Source organism: Dongia sp. (assembly GCF_041909655.1).
Taxonomy (GTDB): domain Bacteria; phylum Pseudomonadota; class Alphaproteobacteria; order Dongiales; family Dongiaceae; genus Dongia.
In genome coordinates, this window is the sequence record NZ_JAYRDA010000004.1 from 293,516 (window position 1) to 311,028 (window position 17,513).

Annotated in this window: 14 protein-coding genes; 7 read left to right on the forward strand and 7 right to left on the reverse strand. The window is 62.9% G+C overall.

Annotation, left to right across the window (positions count from 1 at the left end; all coding sequences use genetic code 11):
• Positions 1 to 66 precede the first annotated feature (66 nt).
• Complete coding sequence (locus tag ACE3PR_RS10270) at positions 67 to 3,675, forward strand: hydantoinase B/oxoprolinase family protein (protein ID WP_374371336.1); 3,609 nt, start codon at positions 67 to 69, stop codon at positions 3,673 to 3,675.
• On the opposite strand, the gene ACE3PR_RS10275 is transcribed toward ACE3PR_RS10270, so the two are convergent.
• A complete protein-coding gene (locus ACE3PR_RS10275) occupies positions 3,663 to 4,346 on the reverse strand; it encodes a helix-turn-helix transcriptional regulator (RefSeq protein ID WP_374371339.1) in 684 nt (227 codons plus the stop codon). The two genes, ACE3PR_RS10270 and ACE3PR_RS10275, sit on opposite strands and share 13 nt — an antisense overlap.
• A gap of 86 nt (positions 4,347 to 4,432) precedes the next feature.
• On the opposite strand from ACE3PR_RS10275, the gene ACE3PR_RS10280 reads away from it, so the two are divergent.
• The 4 genes from ACE3PR_RS10280 to ACE3PR_RS10295 are packed head-to-tail and all read left to right on the forward strand — an operon-like array spanning position 4,433 to position 8,023.
• Positions 4,433 to 4,879 carry a hypothetical protein gene (locus tag ACE3PR_RS10280; RefSeq protein WP_374371341.1) on the forward strand — a complete coding sequence of 149 codons (447 nt, stop codon included), beginning with the start codon at positions 4,433 to 4,435 and terminating at the stop codon, positions 4,877 to 4,879.
• The gene (locus ACE3PR_RS10285; RefSeq protein WP_374371343.1) at positions 4,846 to 5,742 is read left to right on the forward strand and encodes a DMT family transporter; all 897 of its coding nucleotides are present in this window, start codon (positions 4,846 to 4,848) and stop codon (positions 5,740 to 5,742) included. The genes ACE3PR_RS10280 and ACE3PR_RS10285 overlap by 34 nt, the downstream gene beginning before the upstream one ends.
• 50 nt (positions 5,743 to 5,792) lie before the next feature.
• Complete coding sequence (locus ACE3PR_RS10290; protein WP_374371346.1) at positions 5,793 to 6,629, forward strand: isocitrate lyase/phosphoenolpyruvate mutase family protein; 837 nt, start codon at positions 5,793 to 5,795, stop codon at positions 6,627 to 6,629.
• Positions 6,626 to 8,023 (forward strand): FAD-binding oxidoreductase, encoded by a 1,398-nt coding sequence (locus tag ACE3PR_RS10295; protein ID WP_374371348.1) that lies wholly within the window; start codon positions 6,626 to 6,628, stop codon positions 8,021 to 8,023. Before ACE3PR_RS10290 ends, ACE3PR_RS10295 begins: the two co-directional genes overlap by 4 nt.
• Positions 8,024 to 8,034: 11 nt before the next feature.
• On the opposite strand, the gene ACE3PR_RS10300 is transcribed toward ACE3PR_RS10295, so the two are convergent.
• Positions 8,035 to 9,951 carry an aminopeptidase P family protein gene (locus tag ACE3PR_RS10300; protein ID WP_374371350.1) on the reverse strand — a complete coding sequence of 639 codons (1,917 nt, stop codon included), beginning with the start codon at positions 9,949 to 9,951 and terminating at the stop codon, positions 8,035 to 8,037.
• Positions 9,952 to 10,389: 438 nt separating this feature from the next.
• Between ACE3PR_RS10300 and ACE3PR_RS10305 the strand changes: the two genes are divergently transcribed.
• Entirely contained in the window at positions 10,390 to 10,977 is a 588-nt protein-coding gene (locus tag ACE3PR_RS10305) for a DUF1127 domain-containing protein (RefSeq protein WP_374371353.1), read from the forward strand.
• Between the two features lie 73 nt (positions 10,978 to 11,050).
• Here the strand turns inward: ACE3PR_RS10305 and ACE3PR_RS10310 are convergent, their stop codons facing one another.
• Genes ACE3PR_RS10310 through ACE3PR_RS10325 form a run of 4 tightly spaced genes read right to left on the reverse strand, consistent with a single transcriptional unit; the run spans position 11,051 to position 15,393 of the window.
• A complete protein-coding gene (locus ACE3PR_RS10310; RefSeq protein ID WP_374371355.1) occupies positions 11,051 to 11,788 on the reverse strand; it encodes an LrgB family protein in 738 nt (245 codons plus the stop codon).
• Positions 11,785 to 12,159, reverse strand: coding sequence for a CidA/LrgA family protein (locus ACE3PR_RS10315; RefSeq protein WP_374371357.1), 375 nt, complete (start codon positions 12,157 to 12,159; stop codon positions 11,785 to 11,787). Before ACE3PR_RS10315 ends, ACE3PR_RS10310 begins: the two co-directional genes overlap by 4 nt.
• Positions 12,160 to 12,193: 34 nt before the next feature.
• The gene (locus tag ACE3PR_RS10320) at positions 12,194 to 13,123 is read right to left on the reverse strand and encodes a 50S ribosomal protein L11 methyltransferase (protein WP_374371359.1); all 930 of its coding nucleotides are present in this window, start codon (positions 13,121 to 13,123) and stop codon (positions 12,194 to 12,196) included.
• Between the two features lie 11 nt (positions 13,124 to 13,134).
• On the reverse strand, positions 13,135 to 15,393 hold the full coding sequence (locus ACE3PR_RS10325) for an ATP-dependent helicase (protein ID WP_374371361.1): 2,259 nt from the start codon (positions 15,391 to 15,393) through the stop codon (positions 13,135 to 13,137).
• A 104-nt stretch (positions 15,394 to 15,497) separates the two neighbouring features.
• Between ACE3PR_RS10325 and ACE3PR_RS10330 the strand changes: the two genes are divergently transcribed.
• On the forward strand, positions 15,498 to 16,643 hold the full coding sequence (locus ACE3PR_RS10330; RefSeq protein WP_374371363.1) for a succinylglutamate desuccinylase/aspartoacylase family protein: 1,146 nt from the start codon (positions 15,498 to 15,500) through the stop codon (positions 16,641 to 16,643).
• On the opposite strand, the gene ACE3PR_RS10335 is transcribed toward ACE3PR_RS10330, so the two are convergent.
• Complete coding sequence (locus ACE3PR_RS10335; RefSeq protein ID WP_374371365.1) at positions 16,640 to 17,503, reverse strand: 4-(cytidine 5'-diphospho)-2-C-methyl-D-erythritol kinase; 864 nt, start codon at positions 17,501 to 17,503, stop codon at positions 16,640 to 16,642. The genes ACE3PR_RS10330 and ACE3PR_RS10335 overlap by 4 nt on opposite strands.
• Positions 17,504 to 17,513 lie beyond the last annotated feature (10 nt).

The following is a 17,513-nucleotide window of genomic DNA, read 5'->3' on the forward strand; positions in this document are numbered from 1 at the left end:
AAAGCAACTCGTGGATCCCCCGGCCAAGCCGGGGGATGACATCAAGAAAACAGACGGATATTGAGCGTGACCGGTACGTGGCAATTCTGGATCGATCGGGGCGGTACCTTCACGGATATCGTGGCGAAGGCGCCGGATGGCCGCCTTATCACCCACAAACTGCTCTCCGAGAATCCCGAACGCTACCGGGACGCCGCCATGGCCGGCATCCGCGGCATCCTCGGCCTTGGCCCCGACGCGCCGCTTCCCAATGAGGTCGGCGCGATCAAGATGGGCACCACGGTCGCCACCAATGCGCTGCTGGAGCGCAAGGGCGAACCGGTGGTGCTGGCCGTCACCAAGGGCTTCAGGGACGCGCTCCGCATCGCCTATCAGAACCGCCCGAAGATTTTTGCGCGGCGGATCGAGCTTCCCGAATTGCTGCATCGTGACGTGATCGAAATTTCGGAGCGGGTCGATACCCGCGGCGAGATCCTCACTCATCTCGATATTCAGCGGGCGCGTGCCGACTTCCAGGCCGCTTTCGACAAGGGCTACCGCGCAATCGCGATTTTGCTGATGCATGGCTTCCGCTACCACGCCCACGAAGCCGCGTTGGGCAAACTCGCCCGCGAGATCGGCTTCACCCAGGTTTCGGTGAGCCACGAAGTCTCGCCACTGATGAAGCTGGTGAGCCGCGGCGATACCACTGTGGTCGACGCTTATCTTTCGCCGATCCTGCGACGCTATGTCGACCAGGTCGCCGGCGAGATCGGCAATGCGACCACCCGCCTCATGTTCATGCAATCGAATGGCGGCCTCACCGATGCGCGCCAATTCCAGGGCAAGGACAGCATCCTCTCCGGCCCGGCGGGTGGCATCGTCGGCGCGGTCGAGACGGCACGCCAGGCCGGCTTCGACAGCATCATCGGCTTCGACATGGGCGGTACCTCGACCGATGTTTCCCATTTCAACGGCCATTTCGAGCGCTCTTACGAGGCGCAAGTGGCAGGTGTCCGTATGCGGGCGCCGATGATGCTGATCCACACGGTGGCCGCCGGCGGCGGCTCGATTCTGCATTTTGATGGGTCGCGTTATCGGGTGGGCCCGGATTCCGCCGGCGCCAATCCCGGCCCCGCTTCCTATCGCCGGGGTGGGCCGCTCGCCGTCACCGATTGCAACGTCATGCTGGGGCGCCTGCATCCCGATTATTTCCCCAAGGTCTTCGGCCCCAACGGCGACCAGCCGCTCGACCACGCTGTGGTGGTCGCAAAATTCCAGGCTCTCGCGGCCGAGATCACGCGCGCCACAGGCAAGGAACAGCAGCCGGAGGATGTGGCCGAGGGTTTCCTCGACATCGCCGTCGCCAACATGGCGAATGCGATCAAGGAGATCTCGATCCAGCGCGGCTATGACGTCACCCATTATGCCCTGGCCTGTTTCGGCGGTGCCGGCGGCCAGCATGCCTGCCGTGTCGCCGACGCCCTCGGCATGACGCGGATCTTCCTCCATCCCCTGGCCGGCGTGCTCTCCGCCTATGGCATGGGCCTCGCCGATATGCGCGCCATCCGCCACAAGACGGTGGAAACGCCGCTGGGCGATGCGATGACGGCCTTTCTTGCCGCCGAACTCGACGCGATGGCGCAATCCGCCAGTGCCGAAATCGAAGGCCAAGGCATTGCGCGCGAAAATATCCAGATGCTGCGCCAGGTCCATGTCAAATATGCCGGCACCGACGCCCCGCTCATCACCGCCTTCGGTACTGCCCTCGAGATTCAGGCCGGATTCGAAGAAGCCCACCGCCAACGCTACGGCTTCATCGTTCCGGGCAAGGCGCTGATCGTCGATTCCATCTCGGTCGAGGCGATCGGCAAATCAGAGCAGGTGATGGAGCCGCTGATCGATACGGCCGGTGCGCCGGCCGAGCCTCTGGCGGAAATTCCGTTCTACGGCCAAGGCAAGCAGATGAATGCGCCCGTCTATCAGCGCGCCGAACTCCGCCCCGGCCAGCAGATCGACGGCCCCGCCATCATCCTCGAACCCATCTCCACCAATGTGGTCGAGCCCGGCTGGCGCGCCATCGTCAATGATCGCGGCCATCTCATCCTGGAACGCTATATCGTCGCCGTGCGGAATCACGCCATCGGCACCTCGGTCGATCCGGTGATGCTGGAGATCTTCAACAATCTCTTCATGTCGATCGCCGAGCAGATGGGCTCGACCCTCGAAAAGACCAGTCATTCGGTCAATATCAAGGAGCGGCTTGATTTTTCCTGCGCCCTCTTCGACCAGCATGGCCATCTCATCGCCAATGCGCCACATATGCCGGTGCATCTAGGCTCGATGGGCGAAAGCGTCGAATCCGTCATTCGCGCCCATGCCAAAGCGGATGGCGGTACCGACATGCAGCCGGGTGATGTTTATGTGCTGAACGCCCCCTATAACGGCGGCACGCATCTGCCCGATATTACCGTGGTGACGCCGGTTTTCGACGCCCATGGCAAGGAGATTCTGTTCTTCGTGGCGAGCCGTGGGCATCACGCCGATATCGGCGGCCTGACGCCGGGCTCCATGCCGCCCACCAGCAGGCATGTGGATGAGGAAGGCGTCCTTATCGACAATTTCAAGCTGGTCGATCGCGGCATCTTGCGCGAGGTTGAACTGCGCGCGTTGCTTGCTTCTGGCAAATACCCGGCGCGCAACCCGGACCAGAACGTCGCCGATATGGGCGCCCAGATCGCCGCCAATGAAAAAGGCGTCCAGGAACTCCACCGCATGGTCGGGCAATTCGGCCTCTCCGTCGTGCAGGCTTATATGGGGCATGTGAAAGACAATGCCGCCGAACAGGTGCGGCGCGTGCTGGACCGCTTGAGCGACGGCAGCTTCGCCTATGAGATGGATGATGGTGCCGTGATCAAGGTCAGCGTCTCGGTCGATCACCAGGCGCGACGCGCGAAGATTGATTTCACCGGCACCTCGGCGCAGCTCGCCACCAATTTCAACGCGCCCTCGGCGGTCGCCAAGGCCGCCGTGCTCTATGTCTTCCGCACGCTGATCGACGACGATATTCCGATGAACCAGGGCTGCCTGGAGCCACTCGACATCGTCATTCCAGATGGCTGCATGCTAAAGCCCGAATACCCCGCTGCGGTCGTCGCCGGCAATGTCGAGACCTCGCAATGCATCACCGACGCGCTCTATGGCGCGATGCAGGTGATGGCGGCGGCCCAAGGCACCATGAACAATTTCACTTTCGGCAATGACCGCCATCAATATTACGAGACCATCGCCGGCGGTTCCGGCGCGGGGCCGGATTTCGACGGCACCGATGCGGTGCAAACCCATATGACCAATTCGCGCCTGACAGATCCCGAAGTGCTGGAATTCCGTTTCCCGGTTCTCCTGGAAGATTTCCATATCCGCAGAGGAAGCGGCGGCAAGGGCCGGCACAAAGGCGGTGACGGCGTCGTGCGGCGCGTGCGGTTCCTGGAACAGATGACGGCGGGCATCCTCTCCGGCCACCGGGTGATCGCCCCGTACGGCCTCAAAGGCGGCGGCGAAGGCGCCCTCGGGCGCAACTCGGTCATCCGCGCGGACGGTACCACCGACATGCTGAAAGGCACCGATGGCACCGAGATGATGCCAGGTGATGTCTTCGTCGTGGAAACACCGGGTGGCGGTGGCTACGGCGCCTGATGCTCGGCATTCCACGCCGCACGCAGTGACTCGCCTTCGCCCTTGAAGTCATCCTTGAGGATTTGGCAATCGGTGATGCGGTCGGCACGGAAATGCCGGAAGCCGCGCCGCTTCTCGCACCAGGCGGCCAGCACCACGACCTCGATATAATAAACTATGGCGATCGGCCGGATGCTGCGTGATGAAGACCGGCCGCGTTCGTCGGTATAATCGATGCGCAATTTCCGTTCGTCGCGGATCGCCCGCCGGATCGCACCAAGATCGATCCGGAAATCGGTGGCAACACCCCAACGCGAGACCTGAAGGCGCGTCGCATCCAGTGCTGCCGACCGATCGGGCGGCAGCACCGCCGCAATTTTTCCGCTCACCTTGTGGGCCGCTGCCTGCAAACCCTTATCGCCTGTACGCCGCAGCAAAGCCATGCCGACGATGATGGCCTCGATCTCCTCGGCATCGAACATCAAGGGCGGCAGATCGAAGCCGGCCCGCATCGCATACCCGATGCCGGCAGCACCCTCGACCGGTACCCGCATCCCCTGCAAGGCGGCGATGTCGCGATAGATGGTCCGCTCGGTAACTTCCAGCGCTTCTGCAAGGTCGACGGCCCGCACCGGCCGCTTGGCGGCGCGCAAAAGCTGGATGATGTCGAACAAGCGATCGGACCGGGCCATGGAGGGATCATAGCATCACTCCTGACAAACAGTTGTCAGGAGTGATCGGGTAGTTCTGCCACCCTCAGATGGAGGTGCAGAAACTCATGAAACCCTTCGAAACCACGGCCACCCGCTTGGTGGCACAATATCTCGTGACCTTCCAGGCCCCAGCCGAGGATGTCGACCGGATCCTCGCGTATGTCAGTAAGATCACCCCGCTCAGGATCGGCGCTTACGATGACAATGCCTATCAATCCGGACCCGGCATTGAAAGATACCGCCCCCTGGAAGGGGCTGCGGCTGGTCCGGAAATCGAACCGCGCCAGCGACCCGGCGTGGTGGAAGTGGCTTTTCAAATCCCGCAAGACCAGCCGCTCCTGGAGCGCGTCGTCGAGACGATCTTTCATATCCACAGCTATCAGGAGCCCACGATCCTGGTCGGCGAGATATTGGCCAGCCGCTCCAAGGGTCTCGATGACAGCAAAAATCCCCATCGTTGGTGGAACACGACCGGTGATTGGGCAAAGACCAAGGCTGGCGCAACATCGTGACAAGCCCCGGCAGCTATCGGCTCGGCCTTGCTTTGGTCACCGGCTCCGCCATCGCCTGGAGCACGGCTGGCTATTTCACGACGCTGATCCCGCTCGATAATTGGACGTTGCTGTTCTGGCGCGGCTGGTTCGGGGCACTCGGCATCTTCGCCTTCATGCTGGCCTGGCGCGGCCGCGCGACGCTCACCGATTTCCGTCATCTGGGATGGCCAGGCTGGCTCTTCGCCAGCATCTCCGCCGGCGGGATGCTCTGCTTCATCACAGGGCTGACGCTGACCAGCGTCGCCCATGTCGCCGTGATCTATGGGACGGCGCCCTTTCTGGCGGCCGGACTGGGCTGGCTGATCCTCCACGAGAAACCGTCGCGCAATGCCGTGATCGCCAGCCTGGTAGCACTGATCGGCGTCGCCGTCATGGTGATGCCCGGCTTCGGCGGTGGTGGAATGCTGGGCGATCTTCTCGCCCTGGGCATGACCATCGCCATGGCGCTGATCATGATCGTGGCAAAGCGCTATCCCGGCATCCCCTTCCTCGCCGCCGCGGGGCTCTCGGCGGTCTTGAGTGCCCTGGTGGTGTGGCCGTTTCTCGGTCCCGTCCCGAGGATGGATCTCCCATGGCTGGAACTCGCTCTTTTTGGCCTGGTGAATTCCGCCCTCGGCCTGGCGCTCTTCATGCTGGGGGCGCGTCTGCTGCCACCCGTCGAAACCGCTCTGATCGGCGCCCTCGACGCCCCCCTGGCGCCCGTCTGGGTCTGGATCGCCTTCGGCCTCATCCCCGATACCCATACCTTTCTGGGCGGCTTCCTGGTCTTCGGGGCCGTCGCCCTGCATCTGCTGGTGCAGTGGCGACCGGCGGAGATATAAGAGGTGCTGGAATTTGATGGACCAGCAAGCAATCCGGCGGACATAGAATCATGACGTCTCAGGCGCAACGCGCTTCCGCCTTCAAATTGCTTCACGAACAACCACACGCCTTCATTATGCCCAACCCCTGGGATGCGGGCTCGGCCTGCCTCCTGGCATCGATTGGATTCGAAGCACTTGCCACCACCAGCGCCGGCCTCGCCTTTTCCCTGGCGAAGCCCGACGGATCGGCAACGCGCGAGGAAACCCTGGCCAATATCCGCGTCATCGCGGCCGCGACAGATCTGCCGCTGAGCGCCGATCTTGAGAACGGGTTTGGCGATGCGCCGGAGATTTGCGCCGAGACGATCCGGCTCGGTGCCGAGGCGGGCCCGGTAGGCGGTTCCATCGAAGATGCGACCGGCCGCCCGGAAGACCCGATCTATCCCCTCGATGTCGCCTGCGCGCGGATCAAAGCCGCGGCAAGAGCCGCCCATGCGTTACCCTCCCCCTTCATGCTGACGGCGCGGGCGGAAAATCACCTGCATGGCCGCAACGATCTGGCCGATACTATCAAGCGGCTGCAGGCCTATGCCGAAGCCGGTGCCGATGTCCTCTTCGCACCCGGCTTGCACAACGCGGATGATATTTGTGCTATCGTCCAGGCGGTGGCGCCCAAGCCGGTCAATGTGGTGATGGGGTTGACAGGGTCGAGTTTGTCTCTGGCGGCGTTGTCCGCGCTTGGCGTGCGGCGGATCAGCGTCGGCGGTGCCTTGGCCCGCGCCGCCTTTGGCGAGTTGATCCGCGCGGCGGAAGAGATGAAGAATACGGGTACGTTCACCTTCGCGGACCGGGCAGCGCCCTTTGCAACGCTGGACGGTTTGTTTCGGAACCGGAGAGAATCATGAGCAATCTTGCAACGAAATCCCTCAACGTCCCCGATTTGATCGCCGCCCTCGGCGCGATTCTCGCCCCCGACCAGATCTCGACCAATGCCGGCATCCGTGACCGGCACGGGCATGATGAATCCTATCACGCGACGCATCTCCCTGACGTCGTGGTCTTTCCGCAATCGACGGAGGAAGTCTCGGAGATCGCCAAGGTCGCAGCGCGCTTCCAGGCACCACTTATCCCTTTCGGCGTCGGCACTTCGCTGGAAGGTCATGTCGCCGCCTTGAAGGGCGGCATTTCGGTCGATATGGGCCGCATGAACAAGGTGCTGGAGGTGAATGCCGAAGATCTCGACGTCAAGGTCGAGGCCGGCGTCACGCGCAAGCAGCTCAACGCCTATATCAAGGATCAGGGCCTCTTTTTCCCGATCGACCCTGGTGCCGATGCGACCCTGGGCGGGATGAGCGCCACGCGCGCCTCCGGCACCAATGCCGTACGTTACGGCACCATGCGTGAGAACGTGCTGGGCCTTACCGTGGTGCTGGCCGATGGCCGCATCATCAGGACCGGCGGCCGTTCGCGGAAATCGGCGGCGGGCTATGACCTCACCCGTCTCTTTGTCGGCTCGGAAGGCACGCTCGGCATCATCACCGAAGTGCGGTTGCGCCTCTATGGCGTGCCCGAGGCGATGGCGGCGGCGGTCGCCAATTTCCCCGATATCGGCGCCGCGGTGAATACGGTCATCCAGGTGATCCAGAGCGGCATCCCGGTCGCACGCATCGAGCTCATCGACGAGGTTCAGATCGACGCCATCAACAAATATTCAAAACTCGATTTGCCGGTGCGCCCGACCCTCTTCTTCGAGTTCCACGGTTCCGAGGCCGGCGTCGCCGAGCAATCGGAAAGCGTCAAGGCGATCGGCGAGGAATTCGGCATGAGCGATTTCACCTGGAGCGTGAAGCCTGAGGAGCGCAGCAAGCTGTGGCAGGCTCGGCACGATTGCTTCTATGCCGGGCTGCAACTCCGCCCCGGCGCCAAGGGCTGTCCCACCGATGTCTGCGTGCCGATTTCGCGCCTGGCCGATTGCATCCTGGAGACCAAGGAAGACCTCATCGCCACCGGCCTGCTCGCCCCCCTTGTCGGTCATGTCGGCGACGGCAATTTCCATCTCAATATTCTGCTCGACCCGGATGATGCGACTGAGTTCAAGCGCGTGAAGGATTTCACCGGGCGCCTCGCCCACCGCGCCATCGCCATGGGCGGGACCTGCACCGGGGAGCATGGCATAGGCTCCGGCAAGATCGCCTTCCTCGAAGCCGAGCACGGCTCGGCGGTCGCCGTCATGCGCCAGTTGAAGGCGGCACTCGATCCCGACAACCGGATGAATCCGGGGAAAGTGTTCCGGGCCTAGAGAGAGTTGCGCTAGATCGCCCGCGTGGCCTCGATCAGCCAAGCCTTGTCAGCACCTTCCAGCTGCGGCGCGATGACCTCGCGCACGCGGGCGTGATAGGCGTTGAGCCAGGCGATCTCATCCACGCTCAGCAAGCTTTTCTCGATCGCGTTGAGATCGATCGGCGCCAAAGTGAGCGTCTCGAATTCCAGCATCCCGGGGAAGTCGGCGCATTCCCGGACCGTCACCAGATTCTCGATACGGATGCCAAATTCGCCTTCCTTGTAATAGCCAGGCTCGTTCGAAATGATCATGCCGGGCTCGAGTGCCACGCGGTTCGGCATCTTCGAGATGCGCTGCGGCCCTTCATGCACTGAAAGATAGGAGCCGACGCCGTGGCCGGTGCCATGGTCGTAATCGAGCCCCGCATCCCAGAGCGGCCGGCGCGCCAGGGCATCCAAGGCCGAACCCGTGGTGCCTTTCGGGAAACGCGCGGTCGCCAGCGCGATATGGCCCTTGAGCACGCGGGTGAAGCATTCCTTCATCTCCCGGGTCGGCGTGCCCACCGCCACGGTGCGCGTGATATCGGTGGTCCCATCGAGATACTGCCCGCCTGAATCGATGAGATAGAGGGAGTTCAGCGGAATCTCGCGCTGGGTCTCCGGCATCGCATGATAATGGCAGATGGCACCATTCGGCCCAGCGGCCGAAATGGAATCGAAGGAGAGGTTGCGAAAGAATTCATTGGGATGCCGGAAGCTCGCAAGCTTGTCCGAGGCATCGATCTCCTTAAGGCCACCCTTGGGCGCCCGCTCGGTGAGCCAGGCCAGATAGCGCGAAACGGCCGCGCCGTCACGGGTATGCGCGCGGCGCGAACCTTCGACCTCGACGACGTTCTTCGCGGCTTTGGGCAAGGCACAAACGCATTCGCCGGCCAACACCTTGGCGCCCGCTTTTGCCAACTGGTCGTGGATCCATTCGCTGGCCGTCGCTGCGTCGATGGCGATCACGGCCTTGGCTTGGCCGAGATCCTGCAATGCGCCGGCAAAAGCCTCCGGCTCGGCGACCGCAACCTCATTGCCGAGATGGGCCAGGGTCCGCGGCGGCAATTTCCGCCGATCGACGAAGAGATCGACCCGCGCATCGTCATGGAGGATGGCATAGCCCAGAGCGAAAGGCGTGCGCGGCACGTCGGCGCCGCGGACATTCAAAAGCCAGCAGAGCGAATCCGGCGCCGAGATCACCGCGGCATGGCGCCCGTCCTTCTTCAGCTTCTCGGCCAAGGCACGTCGTTTCTCGCCCGCAGCTTGGCCGGCGAACTGGATATCATGGGGCAGCATGGCCGAGATCGGCTCGGCTGGACGACCGTCCCAGATCTCGTCAATCGGGTTGCTGGCCACCGCCACCAATTCGACGCCCACCCGGCTGGCCGCGGCACGGAAGCGCTGCGCCTGGTCGGGGGTAAAGAGCTTGGGGTCGAAGCCCAGCTTCTGGCCCTGGCGCATGGTCTCGCCGATATAGGCCTCGACCGGCTCGGTGATCAGGTGACGATATATATAGAGTGCCGAATCGACCTGCTCTTTGACCTGGATGGTGTAGCGGCCATCGACGAAAATCGCAGCCTTGTCGAGAAGCACCACCGCCATACCGGCGGAGCCGGTGAAGCCGGAGACGAATTTCAGGCGCTCGGCTGCCTTGGGTACATATTCCCCTTGATGGTCGTCGGCGCGGCCGATGATGAAGCCATCGAGGCCCCACCGCTTCAGGGCCTCGCGCAGCCGATTGAGGCGCGCTGGGATCGGCGGCACCTGGATCTGGTCCTGCCGCGCCGCCCAAGCCTGGCGATAGGCCTGCAATTGGGCGATCAGGGCCGGGCTTGGATTTTCCGCGACAAGATCGATCCAGGCATCGGCCCGTTCATCTGCCGGGGCAGCCTCTACCCCGGCCATGATCTCGCCCAACATGGTTAGATTTACATGCGAATGATGCTTTTTAAGCAGTCCAGCCAGGGCTTCATCCCCTTGATAAGTCTCACGACAGGCTGAATCCGGCGACATCACCATCTCAAACTCCAAATTAACCATAATTATCGTAACGCCTAAGTCACTAAAGCATCTTCATAAAGTCTTAGTGATATGCGTCACACTGCCATCTCATCCATTTAACATGCGCCCGGTGCATTGCTGCGATGCGGCGAAAACACTACTAAATGGGTCGGGTTAAATCTATATATCGTTCGTCCACAAACAAGAGCGATGGCAATGGTGCCATCTGGAAGAGAAAGCCGGCCTGGCCGGCATTGGAAGGTTACTATGAATCGGATCGTGAGCAATGAGAAGGTCCTGAGCGCTGCGGTGTCGCCGGTTGCTCCCTCTCGTGAGATTGGCTTGGCGGCATTCAATCGGTTTGGCCGGGCCCTCACCAGCGCGGCGAAGCGGGTCTATGCCCGTACCCAGCTGGAGAACGAGCTCTATGGTCTCGACGACCGTTCGCTCAGCGACATCGGTGTCAGCCGCGGCATGATCCCGGCCATCGCCCGTGAAGCGGTCCCGGCCGGTGAAGTTGGCGATCTGTTCGCCGAGTTCAGCCGCCTGGTCGTGAACGGTCTCCTGCGCCCGGCGCTCGATTGGAACCGCCGCCGCAAGGCCCGTGCGACCCTGCTGTCGCTCGATGACCGGCTGCTGGCCGATATCGGCCTCGCCCGCCATGAAATCGACGCCCATGTGGCGCGGTTGAGCGGTGCCATCAATGGCCCGCTGCCGGTGGCGATCGCGGCGATGGAAGAAGACGTCACGGCCCCGTTGAAGGCCTGGAGCGCTGCCCGCGCCACGGTGAAGGAGTTGTCGCGTCTCACCGACCGTCAGCTGATGGATATCGGTGTGATCCGCGGCGACATCGCCGAGCTCGCCGATGGCCTCGCCGAGACCGGCCTCGCGGCTGCGAACAACAACCACCGCGCCCCGAAAGCGGCGTAACAAATAACCACTACCTGAGTTTCCCCTAAGTAGTGCGTGGAAACGGCGGCCTGGATCTTTCAGGCCGCCGTTTTCATTTGGCGCCAATGAACCCTTGGAGCGCCGCGACGATAAGCGGCACCAGGATCGGCGTCGCCAAAGCGTTGAGACAGAGCGCCACCGCGGCGAAGACACCCGCCACCGCATTGACCTGAAACGCCCGCGCCGTGCCGATGCCGTGCGAGACGGTACCGGCCGCAAAGCCCCGCGCCCGCCAATCCCGAATCCGCAGCAGATTGAGAAGCGGCGTCACCAGGATCGCCCCAAGCACACCTGTTGCCACGACCATGGCCGCCGTGAGCGAAGGGAGGCCGCCGATCTGCTCCGATATACCCATGGCGATGGGTGAGGTCGTCGATTTGGGCGCCATCGACAAAGTAACCTGCGGCGTCGCACCAAACCATACCGCGACCGTGATGGCGCTCACCGCCGCGACGCTCGCGCCGACCAGCAAGGCCGCCAAAGTCGGCACCAAGGAAGCCCGCACTTTTGGGAGATGCCGGAACAAAGGCACGGCCAAGGCGACGATCGCCGGCCCCAGCAGAAAATGAACAAATTGCGCACCGTCGAAATAGGCCTGATAGCTGGTGCCGCTCAATAAGAGGAGCGCGACCAGCAAGGCGGCGGCGATGGCGACCGGATTGACCGCCGGATGATGGCGGCATTTCTCCATGCACCAATAGCCGACGCCATAGGCCAGCAGCGTGGCGGTCAACCACAGGAGCGGCGAGCGCGCGAGATAGACCCAGATGTCGACGAGATCGGTCATCATTCCACCTTGCGCTCGTCGGCGGCGGGATCCGCGCGCACCAGCCGCGCCACCAGCACGAAGGTAATGGCACTCGCAGCAATGCCGAGGATGGTGCTGACGACGAGAGCAATGAGGATCGGAAGCCATTCCGCGCCGATGCGGTCGAGATATTGCACCAAACCGACGCTCGCCGGCACGAAGAGCAGCGAGAAATGCCGCAGCAGCCCGTCGGCGACGGGCTCCAGCCAATCGGGCACGCGTTTGAAGATCAGAAAGGCTGTGAGCAGCAACGCCATGCCGATGACCGGACCCGGCAAGGGCAACGCAAGAATCTGCGCCAGGAATTCCCCGGCGAGTTGGAAGACCAGCAATGTGGCAAGCCCCTTCAGCATGGCGTCGAGGCTAGCACAATCCGGCGCCGCCGGATCAACGGGCCTTTTTCGCGGCCTTCTTGGCGACCTTGGTTTTCTTGATGGGCTTGGCGGCTTTCTTCAGCACCAGCACCGACCAATCATTCTGGCGGATCCGGAAATCCAGCTCCAACCCGACCGCTTGGTGCGCCGCCAGCACATCCTTTTCCTGGGCCGTGAGCAGGCCGGACAACACGGCGCGGCCATTGCGGGCAAGATTCCGCGCTAGGTCCGGCGCCAGAGAGATCAGCGGATTGGCTAGAATATTGGCGGTGACGAGATCATAGGGGCCGCCTTCGCGGATCGCCGCCGCGCGGTAGCCGTCCGAGGTCACGATGCGGATCTGCTTCTTCAATCCATTGATGGCGGCGTTCTCGCGCGCCACACGCACGGCGTCCTTGTCGTTGTCGCCGGCCAGCACCGGCACCTTGAAGAGGTGCCAGGCGGCAAAGGCCAGAATGCCGGTGCCGGTGCCGATATCGAGGGGGCGCTTAAATTTCTGTGACTTTGCCAGACGCAGCAAAGCCTTCACGCAGCCGCTGGTGGTTTCGTGGCGACCGGTGCCGAAGGCCATGCCGGCATCGATCTCGAGCGGGATGACGTTCTTTGGCGCCTTGCCCCGATCATGTTCGCCATGGACGAAGAACGGCCCCATCTTCAACGGCGCCAGCCCCTTGCGGCTTTCGGCGAGCCAATCCTTGTCAGGCACCAGTCCGATAATCGGTTTGACGCCGGCAAAGGGTTTCAGCGCCGCTTTCACCGCGGCGGCGCTCGGCTTCTCCTCGCCGATCACTTCCATATGCCAGGCCTTGCCGCCATCCTTCTCGAAGCTGACCAATGCGCTACCGAAAGGCTCCAGCGCCTCCTCCAATGCGAGGCGCCAGCCCTCTTCCGGCTTGAAAGCGAGGTCGAGACTGACGGCATAGAGTTTCGGCTTGGTTTTCATCTTCATCCCCTTCAGCCCGCCTGTTCGGCGGGTACGACAAATCCGGCCATGACTTTTTTGACGCCCGCCTTGTCGAAGGCGATCTCCAGCTTGTCGCCTTCGGCCGTCAGGACCTTGCCATAGCCGAATTTCTGATGGAACACACGCTTGCCGCTGGGATAGACGCCGCCCGATTTGGGAACGATGCGCGCTTCGACATCGATCACGGGCGGGCTGCGGCGCGGCTGATAACCACCGCCGCCATATCCGCCGCCCCCACCATAGCTCCGTGCCGGCCAATCGAGACCGCCGGATTGCGGCGGCTTGAAGCCCTGATGATCCAGGCGCTCGATATGCGCCGCCGGCAATTCCGCGAGGAAACGAGATGGTAGCGCATTTTGCCATTGGTTATGAATGCGTCGGCTGCCGGCATGGCAGATGACGGCGAGCTTGCGCGCCCGTGTAAGGCCGACATAAGCGAGGCGGCGCTCTTCCTCCAGCCCCTTGATGCCGTTCTCGTCGAGCGAGCGCGGATGCGGAAACAGGCCTTCTTCCCAGCCCGGCAGGAAAACGACATCGAATTCCAGCCCCTTGGCGCCGTGCAGGGTCATGATGGAGAGCTGGTCGCGCGGACTTGCTTCGGCATTCTCCATCACCAGCGAGACGTGATCGAGGAAGCCTTCCAAGCTGTCGAAATCTTCGAGCGCACGCACGAACTCCTTCAGGTTTTCGAGCCGCCCCGGCGCTTCGATCGATTTGTCGGCCTGCCACATTGCGGTATAGCCGCTCTCGTCGAGCACGATCTGCGCAAGTTCGGCATGGTGGAGACCACTCGCCATCTGCCGCCAGCGCGCGACATCGTTCATGAAACTGCCCAGCGCCCTGCGGGCTGCCGGCTTCAATTCATCGGTTCCCACAACCTGCCGTGCAACCTCCGGCACCGAGAGCGATTGCGCGCGGGCAAGCTCGTTCAATTGCTTCAACGTGGTATCGCCGATACCACGCCGCGGCAGATTGACGATGCGCTCGAAAGCGAGACCGTCATCCGGCTGATGGATGAGGCGGAGATAAGCCAACGCATCACGGATTTCCTGCCGCTCGTAGAAGCGCGGGCCACCGATGACGCGATAGGGAATGCCCAAAGTAATGAATCGTTCTTCGAATTCGCGGGTCTGGAAACCGGCGCGCACCAGGATGGCGATGTCCTTCAGTTCCGTGCCGCGCCGCTGCAGCGTCTCCACCTCGTCGCCGATCTGGCGCGCTTCCTCGGTGCCGTCCCAGGCTCCTAGAATGCGCACCTTCTCGCCTTCATTGACCTCGGTCCACAAGGTCTTCCCCAGGCGACCCTCGTTATGGGCGATGAGACCGGAAGCGGCCGCGAGGATATGCGGCGTCGAACGGTAGTTTTGTTCCAGGCGGATGACCGTGGCGCCGGGAAAGTCCTTCTCGAATTTCAGGATGTTCTCGACCTCGGCCCCGCGCCAGCCATAGACCGATTGATCATCGTCGCCCACGCAGCAGATATTTTTGTGCGCCTGGGCAAGGGCCCGCAGCCAGAGATATTGGGCAACATTGGTATCCTGGTATTCGTCGACCAGAATGTAGCGGAATTGCTCCTGATAGCGCGTAAGCTGGTCCGGCGCTTTCTGGAAAATCGTCAGATTGTGCAGCAGCAAATCGCCGAAATCGCAGGCGTTGAGAGTCAGCAATCGCTGCTGATAGGCATGATAGAGATCGAGGATGCGGCCGGAGGCCACTTCCGCCATTTCGGCGCGGCTCACCTTGTCGGGCGTAAGGCCGCGATCCTTCCAGCGCTCAATGATGCCGAGGACCACCCGCGACGGCCAACGCTGGGAATCCAAGCCTTCCGCCTCGATGAGCTGCTTTACCAGACGCAATTGGTCGTCGGTGCCGACGATGGTGAAATTGGGCTTCAGCCCCACCAGTTCCGCCTGAGACCGCAGGATGCGCGCGGCCAGTGAGTGGAAGGTACCGAGCCACCAGCCTTCGACCGGCCGGCCGAGAAGATGCGCGATCCGCTCCTTCATTTCATTGGCGGCCTTGTTGGTGAAGGTCACCGCCAGAATCTGCGAAGGCCAGGCAAGGCCAGAACTGAGGATATGCGCCAGGCGCGTGGTCAGCACCCGCGTCTTGCCGGTGCCGGCACCAGCCAGCACCAGGACCGGCCCGTCCATGGCGAGGACGGCCTGAAGCTGCCGCTCATTGAGACCGGTAAGATAGGGTGCCGTGGGCTCCGGCACGGAGGGGGAAAAAGCGCTCGAATCAGTCATGGCTCCTTATAGCATTCCGGAGCCCCGAAAAGAGCCTTTCCGAACCTTGACAGCCACCGGTCGGATAGGCCCAATGCGCCCGAAATTCGAGGAGAAAATTCATCATGGCGAAGTCGATCGAGCGCATTTCCCTAGGTTCCATGAGCCCCGGCACCGAACGGTTCCTGAGCGTCCACCGTTACGGCACCAAGGGCGCCCGGCCCAAGGCCTATGTGCAGGCATCGATCCATTCCGACGAGATCCCCGGCATGCTGGCGGCGCATCATCTGATCCGCCTGCTCGACGAAGCCGACAAGAAGGGCGCCATCGCGGGCGAGATCATCGTGGTGCCGGTCGCCAACCCGATCGGCCTCGGCCAGATCGTCAATGGCAGCCATAGCGGCCGCTATGAATTGCGCGGCGGCGGAAATTTCAACCGTCACTGGCCGGACCTTTATGTCGGGCTCCGCGAGGCGGTCGAAGGCAAGCTGGGCAGTGATGCGAGCGCGAACGTCGCTGCGATCCGCGCCGCCATTGCCGCCCGCATCAAGACCCTGCCGGCCGATACCGAGCTGGCGCAGCTCAAGGTGGAATTGGCGCGGCTCGCCCATGATGCCGACATGGTCCTCGATCTGCATTGCGACGACGAGGCCTTGATGCATGTCTACATGCAGCCGGTGCATTGGCCGGATTTTCAGGATCTTGCCGCGGAGCTGGGTGCGCGTGCCTCCCTGCTCTGCGCCGATTCCCAAGCTGCTTCCTTCGACGAAACCTTTTCGCTGCCCTGGACCAAACTGGCGGCCGAACTGGGTGGCAAGTTCCCCGTCCCTGCCGCGTGCTTCGCCACCACAATCGAATTTCGCGGCCAGGCCGATGTGTTCGACGAAATGGCCAGTGAAGATGCCAATGGCCTCTTCCGCTTCCTGCAGCGCCATGGCGCGCTGGCCGGCGATCCCGGCAAGGCGCCGGCCCTGCAATGCGACGGCACGGATCTCGAAGCGACCGACATTACCCGCGTCAACAAAGCGGGCGTCATCGCCTACAAGGTGGCTTTGGGCGCCCAGGTGAAACGCGGCGATGTCATCGCCGATCTCATCGATCCGCTGGCCGATGACCCCTTGAAGGCGCGTACCGCGATCCGCGCCGGCACCGACGGCCTCGTGCTGTCGCGCTGCCTGCGGAAATTGGTGGCACCCGGCGACAGCATTTCCATGATCGTCGGCACCGCCAAACTCGCCCATCGCAAGGCGGGCGCGCTGCTCAGCGATTAAGCTGCGACCTTCGTCGCCACTGCCCACCAATCGGCGTGCTGCGACAGGATAGCGGAGCGGGCCGCCTCAGCCTGCGCCTGGGTCTCATATATGCCAAAACAGGTGGCGCCACTGCCCGAAAGGCGCGCGAGTTGGCAATCCGGCGTGGCCGCGATCGCGTCCAGCACCTCCGCCACGACGGGGGCAAGCTTGATCGCCGGTGCGGTGAGGTCGTTGCGCCGCGAGGCAAGCTGCGTCGCCAATTCCTGGATATTCGCAGGATTCCGCGACCAGCGTGCCGGGGCCGAGAAATCACCGGTTCGCGCCTTGAAGACGGCCGGCGTCGGTGTCTCCACCAAGGGGTTGACCAGGAGCAGGTAAGCTTCCGGCAAGGGGCCGATCGGGGCGATTTCCTCGCCGATCCCACCCACGAAGCTGGCGCGCCCGTCGAGGCAGACCGGCACGTCGGCGCCGAGCCTCGCTGCAAGATCGAAGAGCGCGGCGCGCGGCGGCTCGATCCGCCACAATTGCATGAGCGCCTGCAAGGTCGCCGCCGCATCGGCCGAGCCGCCGCCAATACCGGACGCCAGGGGGAGATTCTTGGTCAGATGAATACGAGCGCCCGCGTCGATGCCGGCGAGATCCCGCAATCCCGCCGCAGCGCGCAGCACCAGATTGTCGGACCCGGCGCTCAAACCTGCGCCGAACGGCCCATCGATCGAAAGCGACAGATCATCGGCTGCGCTGACTCGGATCTCGTCGCCGGTCGCGGCGAAAACCACCAGCATGTCGAGCAGATGGTAGCCATCGGCGCGCTTGCCGGTGACATGGAGATAGAGGTTGATCTTGGCGCGGGCAGTGACGCTGATAGATTTGGTCATGATCGAGACG